Raw genomic sequence first — 14965 nt, forward strand, 5'->3', positions numbered from 1 at the left:
TGGATTCACATCGGCGGACAGTGTTCTAAGAGACGCCGACCTCCGCCAGTGTCTCGTCGAGAGCCGTGAGAAATAGGTCGGCGTTGTCTTTCGAGAAGACCAGCGGCGGCCTGATCTTGAGGATATTCGCGGAAGGGCCCGCCGCACTGATGAGGACGCGTCGCTCTCGAAGTCCATTGACAACACGGGCGGTCTCATCGCGGGCGGGGTCCTTCGACGCGCGGCAGCGGACAAGCTCCACGCCGACGAACAATCCTGCGGAGCGGATGTCCCCAATAATCTCATAGCGCTGTGCGAGGTTCTCTAGACCGGTACGAAGGTGCGCGCCGACAATTCGGGCGTTGTCCCGCAATTTCTCTCCCTCGATGATGTCGAGCACCGCCATGCCGGCTGCCGCCGAGACGGGATTACCGCCGAAGGTGTTGAAGTAGCGCAGGCGCCGCCCAAACTCCGCGAGGATCTCTGGGCGAGCCGCCATGCCCGCTATCGGGTGGCCGTTGCCCATCGGTTTCCCCAGCGTCACGAGATCCGGCAGAATGCCATGACGCTGGAAGCCCCACATCCTTTCGCCGGTGCGGCCGAAGCCAGGTTGCACCTCGTCCGCAATGAACAGGCCGCCTGCTTCATGGATTGCGTCGACGGCACCGGAAAGGAAGCCCTGGGGATCGGTGAAGACGCCATCACTCGAGAAGATCGTATCAACCAGGAGGCCGGCTGGCTTGATCCCTTTTTCGCGCATGTCGTCGATCGCCTTGCGGACGTTGTCAGCAAGATCCCTACCAACATCCCGTCCGCCGCCCCGGTAGGCGTCGGGTGCGGGCACCTTGCGCACATGCTCGCCGAGCATCATCGCGGGGCCGAGCGAGGGTGACATTCCGGCGATCGCCTCAGTAACCCCATGATAGGCGAAATCCGTGATGATGAAGCCAGTACCCCCCGTATGCGCCTTGGCGACGCGTAGGGCGAGGTCGTTCGCCTCGCTGCCGGTGCAGGTGAACATCACGTGTCCGATCTCCGCCGGGAAGTAGTCAAGCAGTCGTTCTGCATAGTCGAGGACGGTCTCGTGCAGGTAGCGCGTATGCGTGTTCAGAAGTGATGCTTGCTTTGCGAGCGCAGCCACTACGTGCGGGTGGCAATGTCCAACACAGGCGACATTGTTATAGACATCAAGATAAGCCTTCCCGTCCGGGTCGTAGAGCCACACGCCTTCGCCGCGCACCACGTGGACCGGATTGGCATAGAAAAGCCGATAAGCTGGACCGAGCAGGCTCTGACGGCGCATGATCATGTCACGTTCAGGTCTTGCTACACTCGTCGCGTCGGCGGGGTCGTAGGCATTAATCATCGTCATTTTAGTTCTCCCCTCGGCACGCGCGATGAAAATAGACCTGTGCTTCGGTGCGAGAGAGAAGAGCGAAGCGCTGAAGACCGTCCCAAGCCCGTGAGCTGTTGCGGAGGATGTAATCTCTATTGTCAGGATAGAGAGTGGCGCGCCATCCCGAGATGCCGACGGTCAGCACCATGCGCGTGGCGATCAGATCGAACAGGATGTCGGTTTCGCCCGGTTCCAGAGGAAGAACCGCATTGTAGGCCGCGATGAGATCGGCAGCACCAGCGAGCGGGTGGTCGAGCGAGGTCGGCTGGTAGGCTGCAGCCACTGCAACATCATTCACCAGCGGGGCGTGGACCATGTCGCCGAAATCGATGATGCCGGCGATTCGATCAGGATCGTCGCCGGAGACAAGGACGTTGTTGGGATTCATGTCGTTGTGAATCACCTGAGCCCGCAGCCGTGGCATACTCGGAAGAACATGCATCTCAAAGTTGTCGAGGAAGCGCTCGGCTAGTCCCCGCTGTGCAGCGTCTGGAATATGAATGAGCAGATCGCGAATGCTGCTTGCATGCTTGAGATCCCACATTAGCTCATGGTTGGCGGCGGGATGCGAGAAGCTACTTAGAGCGAGATCGAGGCGCGCCAGATAGCCGCCGATACTGCGGCGTAGTGTGACGCTTGGTGTCATTCGGTGAAGCGGATCTCCCTGAAGGAACGTAAGCACACGCACGATGCGCGGCTCTTCTCCCAGACGGTTGAGCACCCATTCGGTTTCGCCGTCCCGTGCTCGGAGGACACGGGGCACGGGTAAAGATGCGTCGACTGAGGCGATGTGGAGTAGGGCCTTCGTCTGAAAGTCGATGACCTGCGGATCCTCAGCAGGATTGCTGACCTTGAGGACGTAATGTTCGGCCTCGCTGACGCGCAGATGAAAATTTCGGTCGCGTTCGCCAGTGAGTTCGCTCACGACAGCGTCGAGCTCGAAGACACTGCGGGCGACGGCTTGTGCGTCTTCGACAGAAAAGGTCGGCACCGCCGTTGCCAGGAGCGATCCAATATTAGGTTGCGCGATCGTGGGCAAACTCTTCTCCTCAGCCTTCAATTCTGCAAGTTGTGGCCGTATGATGCATCATACATCATGCGGCCACAAGGCTTCCCACCTGTTTCATATTGTCTGCTCAACACTTTCGGGTTTGGAGCAGGGCGGGACGAAAGCTTCTCCTCCTAGCCGGAACGTCTCAGCGGTCTGCCCGCGCGACGATGCTGTGGAGCAGCACGTTCAAGCCTGGCTCGAGATCTTCTCGCGTCGCGAGTTCGTTGTTGTTATGGGTGATGCCATTACGGCAAGGAGTAAAGATCATTGCTGTCGGGCAGACACGCGCTAAGAAGTAGGCGTCATGACCCGCTTGGCTCGGTAGATCGCGTTGGGTATAATCGAGAGTCGAGGCTTGGAGGCGAACTTCGGCCACCATCCCGGGGTCGAAGATCATGCCGCCCCAGTCCCAGCGATCAAGAATCTCCGCAGTGCAGCCTGCACGCGCAGCAGCCTCGCCCACAGCGCGCTGGACCCGCTCCGCCATCACGGCTGCGGCACCGGGATCGTTGTGGCGAACATCGCATACGGCTTGCGCCCAATCCGACAGAATACCCGCCTTGTTGGGCCAGGCTGCAAGCCGCGCACCGGTACCCTTTCCGCCGGTGGCGGCATACTCCCAACCGAGATCGTCTACCGCGACAAGCAGCCGGGCGGCGGCGATCAGCGCGTTGCGGCGGCGCTCCATCGCGCAAGGGCCTGTATGGGCGGTCTCGCCTTTGAACTCTACCAGGAAGCCGTGCGAGCTATAGGCATGCGTGACGATACCGACCTGCACGTTCGCTGCGTCAAGAACGGGACCCTGCTCAATGTGAAGTTCAAAGTAGCCATCAAGTTCTCGGCCGCCGACAGCGGCTTCTCCGAGGTAGCCGATCCGGCTCAACTCCGCTCCGAATGTGGCTCCATCATCGCCCAACCGCTCATGAACCCAGTCGAGCGGATACGTACCGGCAAAGCATCCCGAAGCAGTCATCGGCGGTGAGAAGCGCGCGCCTTCCTCATTCGTCCAATTGACGACCTCGATCGGCCTACGGGTCACGTGGCGGACGTCGTTCAAGGACCGGATCACTTCCAAGGCACCGAGTACGCCGACGATTCCATCGAAGCGTCCGCCGTTCGCCTGGGTGTCAAGATGGCTTCCCATCAGCACGGGCGGCAAGGAATTGTCCTGCCCCTGGCGTCGGCCGAAGATATTGCCAACCTGATCGATAGTGACTGTCAGTCCGGCTTCGCGGCACCAAGCGACAAAGACGTCACGCATCTCCTTGTCCTCATCGCTCAACGCAAGGCGTGACAACCCGCCTTCCCGTCCTCTGCCAAGCTCTGCCGAACGCTCGATAGTGTGCCAGAAGCGCTCGAAATTGATATGGTTGGAGAGAGAGAAACTCATGATAACCCCAGGGGCTGCAGCATATCGCAGATGAATATGCTTGGTGAGCATCAGGCTTCGTTGGATAAGACATTGCTGCTCAGGATGACGTCGCCACCGCTTAAGATGTCGTCGCGGATCGCCTGTTTGGCTGCTTGAGCATCATGTATGCGGATAGCATCGAGCACATCATAGTGATGCTCAATCATGGTTCTGCCGCCTTCCATGTAGGCAGCGGAGATCACCGGTCCCATCTGAAGCCAGAGGTTGCGTAGGATGCCACGCAGGATCGGCATCGCCGCGATATTTGCGAGTTCAAAGTGGAAGACTTGGTTGATTTCCGTAGCACGGGCAAAGTCGCGCACGGAAAGAGCCTCTTCGTTATTGCTGATTAGCATTTCAAGCCGCTTTATGTCGGCGGCATCTGCCGTTGCAGCCGCGCGCTCGGCGGCGAGACCTTCGAGCTTCAGTCGAATGGCGCGGATCTCAAGGTAGCGGTCCGGATGGAGAACCGGAACGCGGATATCGCGCGGGCTTTTCAGGAGTAGCGCTCCCTCGTGCACGAGACGCAGTATGGCATCGCGCACCGGCGTAACGCTGGTACCCATCTCTTGCGCAAGATCACGGATCTTCAAGCGCGCACCTGGCCGCAATGCCCCCTTGATAAGGGCCTCGGCGATGTTCTGATAGACGACTTCGCCGAGGTTGTTGCGGTCGATAGTCTTGAATTCATAATCCACTCGGGTACCTCTTGACGAGGGACTGACGCATCACCGCCATCCGGATCTTCAATGACTTGAACGGGGGAAGCGGAATGTTCAATGCTAGGCCCTCGTTTAGACAAATCACATCGACGCAAACCGGAGGCGCCGAGAGGCGCCTCCGGCGCCATATTTACTGCGAGGCTGCCTGGTAGCCGAACATCGACTTGACCTCGAGGAAGTCCTCGAGACCGAACTTGCCCCACTCTCGGCCGTTGCCTGACTGCTTGTAGCCGCCAAACGCTGCTGCCAAGTCACCTGGGGCGCCGTTGATATGCACCATGCCCGCGCGGATGCGCCGCGCTACGTCGCGGGCGTGCTCGATGGTTCCGGCGGTGACATAACTCGACAGACCGTAGACAGTGTCGTTGGCGACCGCGATCGCTTCCTCTTCGCTCTTATAGGGAAGGATTGACAGGACCGGGCCGAAGATCTCCTCGCGAGCGATGGTCATGTCGTTGCGCACGTCGGCAAAGATGGTCGGGCGGATATAATAGCCACGATTGAGATGCTCGGGCCGACCCGGCCCACCGGCGACAAGGCGTGCGCCTTCCGCGATTCCTGCTTCGATCAGCCCCTGGATTTTGTCGTACTGGAGTTTGCTCACCACTGGGCCAATGGTGGTCGTGGCGGAACGCGGATCGCCGACGACGGTCTGCTCGGCAATCTTCTTCGCGATCGCGATGACTTCCTCTTGGCGGTCCGCCGGGACTAGCATGCGGGTTGGCGCATTGCACGACTGGCCGCTGTTGCTGAAGCACGATCTCGCACCGTGGGTGACTGCCTTGTGTATGTCGGCATCAGCAAGGATAATGTTCGGCGATTTGCCGCCGAGTTCCTGCGAGACGCGCTTGACCGTGTCGGCGGCCGCCTTCGCCACAGCGATACCGGCGCGGGTCGAGCCGGTGAAGGAGACCATGTCAATATCGGGATGGGTGGACAGCGCCTGGCCAACGGTCGGACCATCGCCGTTGACCATGTTGTAGATGCCCGCTGGAACGCCGGCCTCGTGGATGATCTCCGTAAACAGGATACCGGACATCGGTGCCACCTCACTCGGCTTCAGTACCATCGTGCAGCCGGCGGCGAGCGCCGGGCCGACCTTGCAGGTGATCTGGTTCATCGGCCAGTTCCACGGTGTGATGAAGCCGCATACTCCGACTGGCTCGCGGGTGACCAGCGTATTGTTGATCACCTCATCAAACTCGTAGGTCTTCAGCACCTCGAGAACTTGCGACAGGTGACCGAGACCAGCCGCCACTTGTGCGTCACGTGAGAAAGCGAGCGGCGCGCCCATCTCATCCGAGATCGCCTCCGCCATCTCCTGATAACGTTTCTTGTAGACGGCAATCACGCTCTCCAAAAGCTGGACACGTTCCTTCCGGCTCGTGCGGGAGAAGGCTGGGAAAGCTTGTTTCGCCGCGGCCACTGCCCGATCCACATCGGCCTGAGTGCCCAGCGCGATGCGGGCATAAGCCTCCTCGGTGGCAGGGTTGATAACATCGAGCGTTTCCCTGCCGATGGGATCCACCCACGCGCCATTCACATAAAACTGAAGAGCCTGCTTCATTGCTTTATCCCTCTGGAGGTAAAATCTAGTTGCCCGTGAGGCCAGCGAGGAACTGCTCCAGGCAGTCGCCGATCACGGAAATCTGATACCCGCCTTCCTGCACGACGACTGTCGGGAGGCCGACGGCCCGAATTCGCTCTCCGATGCCGCGGAATCCCTCCGTCGACACATTGAGCAGTCCAATTGGGTCGTCGTGATGGCTATCGTAGCCGAGCGCAACGACCAGAGCCTGCGCTCCAAAGGTGAGGATCTTGTCGACCCCCTGGTCGATGGCGCGATGGTAGACCTCGTTGCCGGATTTAGGCGGAACCGGAAGGTTGAGATTGTAGCCTTCCCCCTCGCCATGGCCGAGTTCGTCGGCGTAGCCTATATAGTAAGGATAATAGGCATCCGGATCGACATGGGTCGAGACCGTCAGCACGTCGGGGCGGCGATAGAAGATCTCCTGCGTGCCGTCGCCATGATGGGCGTCGACATCGAGTACCGCTACCCGGCTGAACCGTGATCGCAGGCGCTGGGCGGCAATCGCCGCGTTGTTGAGGTAGCAGAAGCCGCTCGCGCGATCGACCCGGGCATGATGGCCTGAGGGACGGCAGAGGGCGTAGGCAATCCCGGCGTCGTCGAGCACCGCGTCCACTGCCGCGGTTGCGGTATGGCTTGAGCGCAGGGCGGATGTCCAGGTATGCGCGCTGATCGGCACAGCAAGATCGCCGAGGTAGTAGCCCGCCTGCGCCACAACCGAACTCGAGCGGCACGCCGGACGCTGATCCTGCGCCGGGCTGCCGTTCCAGTAGGGGGAGACGTTCGGCAGAACCTCCGGACCTGCCTCTGGGATCCTCCGCCAACGCTCATAGCCGGTCTGAAGGAATTCTAGGTACGGCTTGGCATGGATAGTCAGCGCCGGCTCAATGCCATAATCGGATGGCTGCTCTGGCAAGACGCCACGCTGCGCCAAAGCGCCCAACAGAGCTTCCGTCCGGCTCGGCAGGTCCTTGGGGTCGCTGATAACCCCGACCCTCATGAATTGCTGGGGATCGTGGAGGCTCTGGTCTGGGTGAAAGAATGCTCGCATCGAGCCGGGCTCCTCTTCGTAAACTCAGGCGGTCAGTCGCGCCAGGGCGGCGTCGCGAACAGCGGCCAAGGTCGTGTCGGGGGTGATGCCGTTCGGATCGTACTGAACCTCAATCAGCGCCGGCATGGCCTCCCGTTCAGCAAAAGCCGTGGCACGCTCGAACGCGGCGGAGAAATCCGCCGTGCGGGAAACGGTCTCCCCGTGACCACCATAGGCTCGCACCAGGGCCGCGAAGTCCGGATTGGTCAGCGACAGGCCAAAGACGCGGGCTGGATATTCCCGCTCCTGATGCTGACGGATCGTCCCCCACATGCCGTTGTTGAAGACCAGCACCACGATGCCGAGGCGGTTCTGCGCTGCGGTGCCCAGTTCCTGCATGGTCATCTGGAAGCAGCCGTCACCAGCGTAGCAGACGACGGACCGTTCCGGAAAAGCGAGCTTCGCGGCAATTGCCGCGGGAAGCCCGTAGCCCATTGACCCGTTGATCGGCGAGGCCTGCGTGCCTGGGCCTGAGAACTGCAGGAATCGATGCGGAAAGAGCGCGAAATTGCCGGCACCAACGGTAATGCATGCATCGTGTGGAAGTAGATCGCGCAGAGAGGCCGAAATCTCTGCAAGGTTCGTCTCACCGGGCATTGGCCCAGGCATTAGCGTCGCCTGATAATCGGTGTTCGCCGCCTTTGCAGCGCCGCTCCAGCGGGGCGTCGCTCTCGGGGAAAGCGTCGCGACAGATGCGGCAAATCCGGTCGGATCGGCAACCATCGCGAGCTCGGAGCGGTAGACCCGGCCCAGTTCGTTAGCATCTGGATGGATGTGCACCAGCCGCTGACGCGGCAGCGGACTAGTCACGTGGGCATAGCCTTCGGTCGTGGGCTCGTCAAGGCGGGTGCACACGGCAAGCAAAAGGTCTGCCTCCTCCATGCGTCGTGCAAGCTCACGGTCCATCCCGTAACCCACATGGCCGGCAAAATTCGGATGGCGGTTGTCGAAGCATTCCAATCGCCGCCAAGAGACCGCGACCGGCAGGTCGTACCGCTCGGCAAAGCCGCGCACCTGCGCCAAGGCGGTATCGTTCCAACCAGAACCGCCTACAATCATGAAGGGTCGTTCAGCCTCCTCAAGCAGGTGCGCGAGTTGGTCGATCGCCTCGGGTGCTGGATGAGGATGTGCACGAGGGCCCGGTGGGACGTCTGCGACACTCGCCTTGCCCCACAGGGTGTCCTCTGGAAGCGCGAGCACGACAGGACCGGGCCGCCCGCTGCGCGCGATCTGAAACGCGCGGGCAATGTACTCGGGAATTCGGTCGGTGCGGTCGATGCTCGCGACCCACTTCGTCATCGGGCCGAACATCTGCCGGTAATCGATCTCCTGAAAGCAATCACGCTCGACGGTGTCAGATCCAATTTGCCCAACGAACAGGATCATCGGCGTGCCGTCCTGGTAGGCTGTGTGCACACCGATGCTGGCGTTCGTCGCGCCCGGGCCGCGCGTGACGAAGCAGACACCTGTTTCGCCTGTCAACTTGCCGTGGGCTTCAGCCGCATAGGCGGCCCCACCCTCCTGCCGGAACGACACGGTGGCAATCTCATCGCGATGCTCATAAAGCGAGTCGATACAGGGTAGGAAACTCTCGCCAGCTACCATGAAGACACGGCGCACCCCGTTGAGCATGAGATGCCGGACGAGAATCTCGCCCCCCGGCCGCATAGACGATTCAGACATCGAATTCTCCACAGTAGATCAATTAGACAACGGCGAGACGCGGGTTCCACTCAAGACCAGGGATCGCCGCGATCAGACCTTGGGTGTAGGGATGCTGCGGGGCGTCAAAGACTTGCTCAGGCGGACCCGTTTCGACGATCTCGCCGCGATACATCACCGCGATCCGGTCGCAGATTTGTGCGGCAATGCGAAGATCGTGCGTGATGAAGATGATGGCGATGTTGAGCTTTTTCTGCAGGTTCTGCAGCAGTTCGAGCACTTGGGCCTGTACCGACACATCGAGCGCGGAGACGCTTTCGTCCGCGACAAGAAGCTCCGGATCAAGGGCCAGGGCACGGGCGATGCCAACGCGCTGGCGCTGGCCACCAGAGAACTCCTGCGGGTAACGGTCGTAAGCGGAGATTTCAAGTCCCACCAAGTCTAGCAGTTCACGCGCCTTGGACTCCGCCTGTGCGTACGGAACTCCGTTTGCGACCGGCCCATCCGTGAGAATGCGACCGACCGTCTGGCGAGGGTTGAGCGACGCGAAGGGGTCCTGAAACACCATTTGCATGTGGCGACGCAGCGGCCGAAAGGCCCTTGCTGAGAGCGGAACCACATCGTTGCCGCGGAACAGAACTTGCCCACCGTCGACATCTGCTAGTTTCAGCAAGCAGCGCCCCAAAGTCGACTTGCCGGAGCCCGATTCGCCCACTACGCCGAGCGTCTCTCCGCGCCGCAAAGTGAAGCTCACATTGTTGACGGCGTTAACAACGCGCGGTCTCGAGAAAAATCCACCTCCGCTGCGGTAAGTCTTGCGCAAGTTCTTTACCTCTAGCAGCATCTCGCCTTCTGCCGCAGCCTTTGCGCCATGGTCTTCGCGGTGGGGAACAGCGGCGATCAGCCGGCGCGTATAGGGATGCTTCGGACGGTTCAGAACATCAGCCGCCGGACCTTGCTCGACCACAATGCCCCGCTCCATCACGATCACCCGATCGGCAATGTCTGCGACGACGCCAAAATCGTGCGTCACGAACATTACGCCCATGCCCTTCGCCCTTTGGATGCGACGGATCAAGTCGAGGATCTGGGCTTGGGTCGTCACATCAAGCGCTGTAGTCGGTTCGTCTGCGATCAGCAGCGCCGGTTCAAGCGCCAGCGCCATCGCGATCATAACCCGCTGGCGCTGACCGCCGGACAGTCGGAACGGATAAGCATCGCGCAGGTGCGTTGGGTCGGGTAGCCCGACATATTCGAGAAGGTCGAGTACGCGCCGATCGCGTGTTTCGGCATTTTTCTCGCCGTGAACTTCCATTACCTCGGCGATCTGGTCGCGCACCTTCATCAGCGGGTTCAGCGCTGAAAGCGGTTCTTGGAACACCATCGCCATCGAACGGCCACGTTCCTGCTCAAGCTCGGGCTCCCGCATGGCGAGAAGGTCCTTGCCGCGGAATAGAATCCGTCCTCCCGAGGGCTTCAGGTAGTCCGGTAGCAATCCCATGATGGCGTTGGCGGTCATCGATTTGCCGGAACCGGATTCGCCTACGACGCAAAGGATCTCACCTGCACTGAGATCGTACGAAATGTTTTCGACCGCGAACTCCCGGTCGAAACCTGGTGGAAGGTTAATCGACAGGTTCTCTACCCGAAGCAGAGGCGTTGAATGCGCGTTCATCTCAGCCCTTCCGTCCGCGAAGATGCGGGTTCATGGCATCGTTGAGACCCTCGCCGATGAGGTTGATGGCGAGCACCGTCAAGAGGATTGCGACGCCGGGAAACACGCTCATCCACCACGCCTCGCGCAGCATGGTGCGTGCCGCGCCGATCATGAAACCCCAACTCATCATATTACGGTCGCCAAGGCCCAGGAATGAAAGCGAACTTTCCGTCAGGATGGCGGTTGCAACCATAAGTGAGGCGGTCACGATGATCGGTGAGATCGCATTCGGTAGGATCTGCGTGAACATGATCCGTGGGCCGCTCTGCCCGATCACGATCGCAGCCTGCACAAATTCCCGGGAGCGCAAACTCAGAAACTCGCCGCGAACGAGTCGTGCGACAGGTGGCCACGACACCACCGCGATGGCGAGCGTGATTGATACGATGGTAGGACTGAAGATCGCCACCAGCACGACCGCCATAGCAAATGCTGGGATGGTCTGAAAGAACTCTGTGAAGCGCATGAGAAGATCGTCGACTTTTCCACCATAGAACCCAGCGAGCGCGCCGATGGAGACGCCGATCACCACGGCGACTGAGGTCGAGATCACCCCGATGAGTAGTGAGACCCGCGCGCCATAAGCGAGACCCGCCGCAATATCGCGCCCGAGCATATCTGTTCCGAACGGGAAAGCGGGGTCTTCGGACGGCGCCAGCAAAGGGTCGCCGACGCTCTGCCACGGGCTGACCGGAAAGATGAGAGGGGCTGCGAAGGCGAGCACGACCACCACCAGCAGGATCGCAAGACCGATGAGCGCGCCGTAGTTGCGGGCATAGCGTTTGAAGAATGTCATGATTCCGCTCCTCAGCTTGCTGCTTCGATGCGCGGGTCGACGAACCGGTAGAGAAGATCCGCGATAAGGTTGACGAGGACCACGACGGCTGCGGTCACCAAGAAGACGCCGAGGAGCACTGGGTAGTCGCGCTGCAGCAGCGCATCAAACATCAGGCGCCCGATTCCAGGCCAGGCGAAGACCGTTTCGGTGAGCACGGCACCACCGACAAGTTGGCCTGCCTGCATGCTCGCGAAGGTGAAAACAGGCAAGATGGCGTTACGGAGAACGTGCCGTCGGATAACCTGCGCCTTCGGTACGCCCTTGGCGCGCGCCGTCTTGACGAAGTCGAGCGCCATAACTTCGAGCATCGAAGCGCGGGTCAGGCGGGTATACACCGCAGTGAAGAAGAGGCCGAGCGTGACAGTTGGCAGCACGAGATGGTGTGCAATGTCGGCAACCCGGGCCCAGCCGGTATAATTGGCGCCGATGCTCTCCATGTCAAAGGGTGGCAGCCAATCCAGATGGAGTGAAAAGACGAGGACCGACATCAGCGCGATCCAGAACAGCGGTGTTGCGTAGAACACTAGTGCGCTCGTCATCACCACGCTGTCGGCAACGCTTCCGCGCCGATAGGCAGCGATGACCCCGAGGAGGATGCCCAGAACGAGCGAGAAGACAAACGCGCAACCAGTCAGAAGAAGCGTGGCGGGCAGCCGATCGAGTATCAGGGTCATCACTGGAACCTGATTGCGATAGGAAAAGCCGAGATCGCCTGTCAGTACGCCCTTGAGATAGGTCCAGAGCTGCCAATAGAGGGGTTGATCAAGGCCGAATTGGGCGCGCAACTGGGCGATGAATTTCTCATCACCGGCGCCTGCTTCGCCTGCGAGCACCGACGCCGGATCGCCCGGCGCCATGTGGATCAGCATGAAGTTGAGAATGACGACTCCGAGCACGACCAGAATCGCCTTGGCCAAGCGCTGAAGTAGAAAATCCAAAGTTTTCAAAAACATTCTCCTGACAGCGGCATGGCGTGAGTCGGGCCGGTGCGGTGAGACCGGCCCGAACCCATGCGGCGGTTACTTGGAGATCCAGACTTCATCCATGGTCTCGTTGAGACCGATGCCGGTTCTGACGAGATTCTTCACCTTCTTGCGGTTAATGGTGACATTCTGCATCTCGTAGAGCCAGCCGAGTGCGACCTCGTCGACGATGATCTTCTGCGCTTCGCTATAAGCCTTGGCAGCAACATCGTTGCTGACGGCGCCGGCGGCAAGGGCGAAGAGTTCGTCAACCTTGGGGTTTACGTAGTTCTGGTTGTTGCCGTAGGGCGTACCCTTGATGACATTGGTCGACAGGTAGTGTCGCGCAACACCGAGCGCTGGATCGCCATACTGATAAGTGAAGTTGAATGTGAGGTCGAAATCGAAGTCGGCTAGCTTCTGCGACCATCCACCGGCGTCGACACCCTGGATCACCACCTTGAAGCCAAGCTGCTCGATTTGTTGCTTCACATACTCCGACATTCGATCCCACGCGGCGCCGTAAGGCAACGGCATCAGGCGAATGTTATATTCGCTAGGCTTGATGCCCGCATCGGCGAGGATCTTCTTGGCCTTTGGCAGGTCGAACGGATAGGCTGGAACGTCGGGCGTATAATACAAGGTGGTGGATGCGATCGGACCGGTCGCAACCTTGCCCTGTCCGAAGAACACATTCCTGACGATGAAGTCGCGGTCTATTGCATGCATGATCGCTTGGCGGACACGCTTGTCCGAGAACGGCATGCTGCGCTGGTTCATCTGCATGAAGACTAGAGGAGCGTAGTACTCCCAGCCGCTCGTGGTGTTCTCCACGTCTGGGAGCTTGATTAGCCGGCGGACCTCGAATCCCTCGACATCGCCGCCACGCAGCACGTCGACGGTGCCTTTTTCGAAGGCGACTGCGCGAGATGCGGAATCGGGAATGATGCGGAAGTAGAGCTCGTCCAGGTAAGGCTTGCCGGGCTTCCAGTAATCTTCGTTGCGCACGAGATGGATGTAGGAGCCGCGCTTCCACTCTTTCAGCTTGAATGGCCCGGTGCCGATCGGCGTCTGGTTGGCGGGGTTTGTCCGGTAATCTGTGCCCTCATACAGATGCTTCGGGATGATCGGAAACGAGCTCAACTCGAACGCATTCAGAAACGCGGAAAACGGTTTCTTCAACTTGAAGACGACTTGATTGGGCGCAGGCGCCGTAATGCTGTCAACGTATGTCGTGGCAATCAAACGCCAGCGGGGATGAGATTCGCGCAGAAATTTGTCTGCGGTGAAGACGACGTCGTCAGCGGAGAACGGCTTTCCGTCATGCCACTTCACATTGTCCTGCAACGTGAAGGTGTAGATCAGGCCGTCGGACGACACGGTCCAAGACTTCGCCAAAGAGGGGAGGGGCTTGAGATCGGTGCCGTAAGTCAAAAGGCTCTGATAGATCTGCCCGGCGACGTAGAGGGTCGGCCCTTGCGTGTTCAGCCCTACCATCAGCACCGGGGGTTCGGGTTGCGCGATCATGTTGAGCGTGCCGCCCTTGGCAGGAACCTCCTGCGCATAGGCTGTTCCCATCATACTCGCACACAACAGACCCGCTGCGGCAGCCAACAGCCTTACTCTTCGTTTCATAATCATGTCCTCTGGTTGGTTTGTTACTCGTTTATTATTTTTATTTACTACCCATCGTTCTTGAGGGACCGTAAATAGCAGCAAAAGAGCTTCTTTTTATTGGGCGCAGTCGAGTACTGGGCCGCAGAAACCAGGTAGGAAAGTAGCTGGTGTTCTGATAATTGGTAAAGAGAGCCATCAACTACACTGCTGGTTAGGCCCATTACCTCCTAACCATCAAGCGTTGGCCGAGGACACAAAGAGGTTGTTCAACACCACAGGATGACCCTCTGTCTCAATGGATGTATCCTTACATCCGGCGTGATATCGATCATGATGCATCAAATTTGCTGCGTCAAGCGGAGGGTTTTACCGAGGGCAGCGATAGTGGACAACAGGTCGCCGCGGGTGCTCTAGCTGTGACGCTGATCAGGCGGCATCGTCAAATCAACCCAAGATTGCCGGACCGAGGCATACGGAGGGATGAAATCGACTCGAGGAGGGTGTCGGGCAGCGCGAGCTTCTGGCCGGCGAGAAAGCTCTCGACCGCCTGCTGCACCACTCGCCCCTGGTTCAGATCGCAAAGCCATAACCTTGATATAAGCGGACACGCTTGTCGATCTCAGGCGCGTAGCGTTGAACCCAGCGAAAGATTGTGGATGGGTTCACGTTGACACCGCGCTCCTGCACCATCAGGGCGAAATCATGGTAGCGGATCCGTTATTTCCAGTACCACCGTACGCGCAGAAGGATGATCCCGAGCGGAACGCTGCGGCGCTTGATCAGAGACAGCAGGGCGGCTCCTCAAATAGCAGCATCCTCCAAGCTGCCAAGGTCAATGCAGCGGTGCCCGGCATGGGGTGCTACATTGTGGATGTGCAGCACCATGGCGACGTTATCGATCATCAAAGTGCCGTCTGGCAGGATCAGCGTCG

At 59.7% G+C, this 14965-nt stretch carries 11 protein-coding genes and 1 pseudogene; all 12 read right to left on the minus strand.

Annotated elements, in window-relative coordinates; translation table 11 throughout:
• Window positions 1-25: 25 nt before the first annotated feature.
• Entirely contained in the window at window positions 26-1351 is a 1326-nt protein-coding gene (locus tag JQC81_RS20150; protein ID WP_203273569.1) for an aspartate aminotransferase family protein, read from the minus strand.
• 1 nt (window position 1352) lies between these two features.
• Window positions 1353-2435, minus strand: a complete 1083-nt coding sequence (locus JQC81_RS20155) for a phosphotransferase (protein ID WP_210347227.1) — start codon at window positions 2433-2435, stop codon at window positions 1353-1355.
• Window positions 2436-2571: 136 nt separating this feature from the next.
• A complete protein-coding gene (locus JQC81_RS20160; RefSeq protein WP_203273571.1) occupies window positions 2572-3816 on the minus strand; it encodes a Zn-dependent hydrolase in 1245 nt (414 codons plus the stop codon).
• Between the two features lie 50 nt (window positions 3817-3866).
• Window positions 3867-4535 carry a GntR family transcriptional regulator gene (locus tag JQC81_RS20165; RefSeq protein ID WP_203273572.1) on the minus strand — a complete coding sequence of 223 codons (669 nt, stop codon included), beginning with the start codon at window positions 4533-4535 and terminating at the stop codon, window positions 3867-3869.
• 154 nt (window positions 4536-4689) lie between these two features.
• A complete protein-coding gene (locus JQC81_RS20170) occupies window positions 4690-6126 on the minus strand; it encodes an aldehyde dehydrogenase family protein (protein WP_203273573.1) in 1437 nt (478 codons plus the stop codon).
• A 25-nt stretch (window positions 6127-6151) separates the two neighbouring features.
• Window positions 6152-7198 carry a histone deacetylase family protein gene (locus JQC81_RS20175; protein WP_203273574.1) on the minus strand — a complete coding sequence of 349 codons (1047 nt, stop codon included), beginning with the start codon at window positions 7196-7198 and terminating at the stop codon, window positions 6152-6154.
• A gap of 24 nt (window positions 7199-7222) precedes the next feature.
• Entirely contained in the window at window positions 7223-8920 is a 1698-nt protein-coding gene (locus JQC81_RS20180; RefSeq protein ID WP_203273575.1) for a thiamine pyrophosphate-binding protein, read from the minus strand.
• A 22-nt stretch (window positions 8921-8942) separates the two neighbouring features.
• On the minus strand, window positions 8943-10574 hold the full coding sequence (locus tag JQC81_RS20185) for an ABC transporter ATP-binding protein (protein ID WP_203273576.1): 1632 nt from the start codon (window positions 10572-10574) through the stop codon (window positions 8943-8945).
• Window position 10575: 1 nt separating this feature from the next.
• Complete coding sequence (locus JQC81_RS20190; RefSeq protein WP_203273577.1) at window positions 10576-11412, minus strand: ABC transporter permease; 837 nt, start codon at window positions 11410-11412, stop codon at window positions 10576-10578.
• Between the two features lie 11 nt (window positions 11413-11423).
• Complete coding sequence (locus JQC81_RS20195) at window positions 11424-12401, minus strand: ABC transporter permease (protein WP_246520550.1); 978 nt, start codon at window positions 12399-12401, stop codon at window positions 11424-11426.
• A 72-nt stretch (window positions 12402-12473) separates the two neighbouring features.
• Entirely contained in the window at window positions 12474-14051 is a 1578-nt protein-coding gene (locus JQC81_RS20200) for an ABC transporter substrate-binding protein (protein ID WP_203273579.1), read from the minus strand.
• Between the two features lie 576 nt (window positions 14052-14627).
• Window positions 14628-14822 (minus strand): annotated as a pseudogene (locus JQC81_RS33310) (IS6 family transposase); the annotation flags it as partial.
• Window positions 14823-14965: the final 143 nt, after the last annotated feature.

This window comes from Microvirga arabica (assembly GCF_016811235.1).
GTDB lineage: Bacteria > Pseudomonadota > Alphaproteobacteria > Rhizobiales > Beijerinckiaceae > Microvirga > Microvirga arabica.

Bases quoted from the DNA above. Each gene is read 5' to 3' on its own strand.
- JQC81_RS20170 (WP_203273573.1), bottom strand. From the start codon at position 6,126: ATGAAGCAGGCTCTTCAGTTTTATGTGAATGGCGCGTGGGTGGATCCC.
- JQC81_RS20160 (WP_203273571.1), bottom strand. From the start codon at position 3,816: ATGAGTTTCTCTCTCTCCAACCATATCAATTTCGAGCGCTTCTGGCAC.
- JQC81_RS20200 (WP_203273579.1), bottom strand. From the start codon at position 14,051: ATGAAACGAAGAGTAAGGCTGTTGGCTGCCGCAGCGGGTCTGTTGTGT.
- JQC81_RS20150 (WP_203273569.1), bottom strand. From the start codon at position 1,351: ATGACGATGATTAATGCCTACGACCCCGCCGACGCGACGAGTGTAGCA.
- JQC81_RS20180 (WP_203273575.1), bottom strand. From the start codon at position 8,920: ATGTCTGAATCGTCTATGCGGCCGGGGGGCGAGATTCTCGTCCGGCAT.
- JQC81_RS20190 (WP_203273577.1), bottom strand. From the start codon at position 11,412: ATGACATTCTTCAAACGCTATGCCCGCAACTACGGCGCGCTCATCGGT.
- JQC81_RS20175 (WP_203273574.1), bottom strand. From the start codon at position 7,198: ATGCGAGCATTCTTTCACCCAGACCAGAGCCTCCACGATCCCCAGCAA.
- JQC81_RS20185 (WP_203273576.1), bottom strand. From the start codon at position 10,574: ATGAACGCGCATTCAACGCCTCTGCTTCGGGTAGAGAACCTGTCGATT.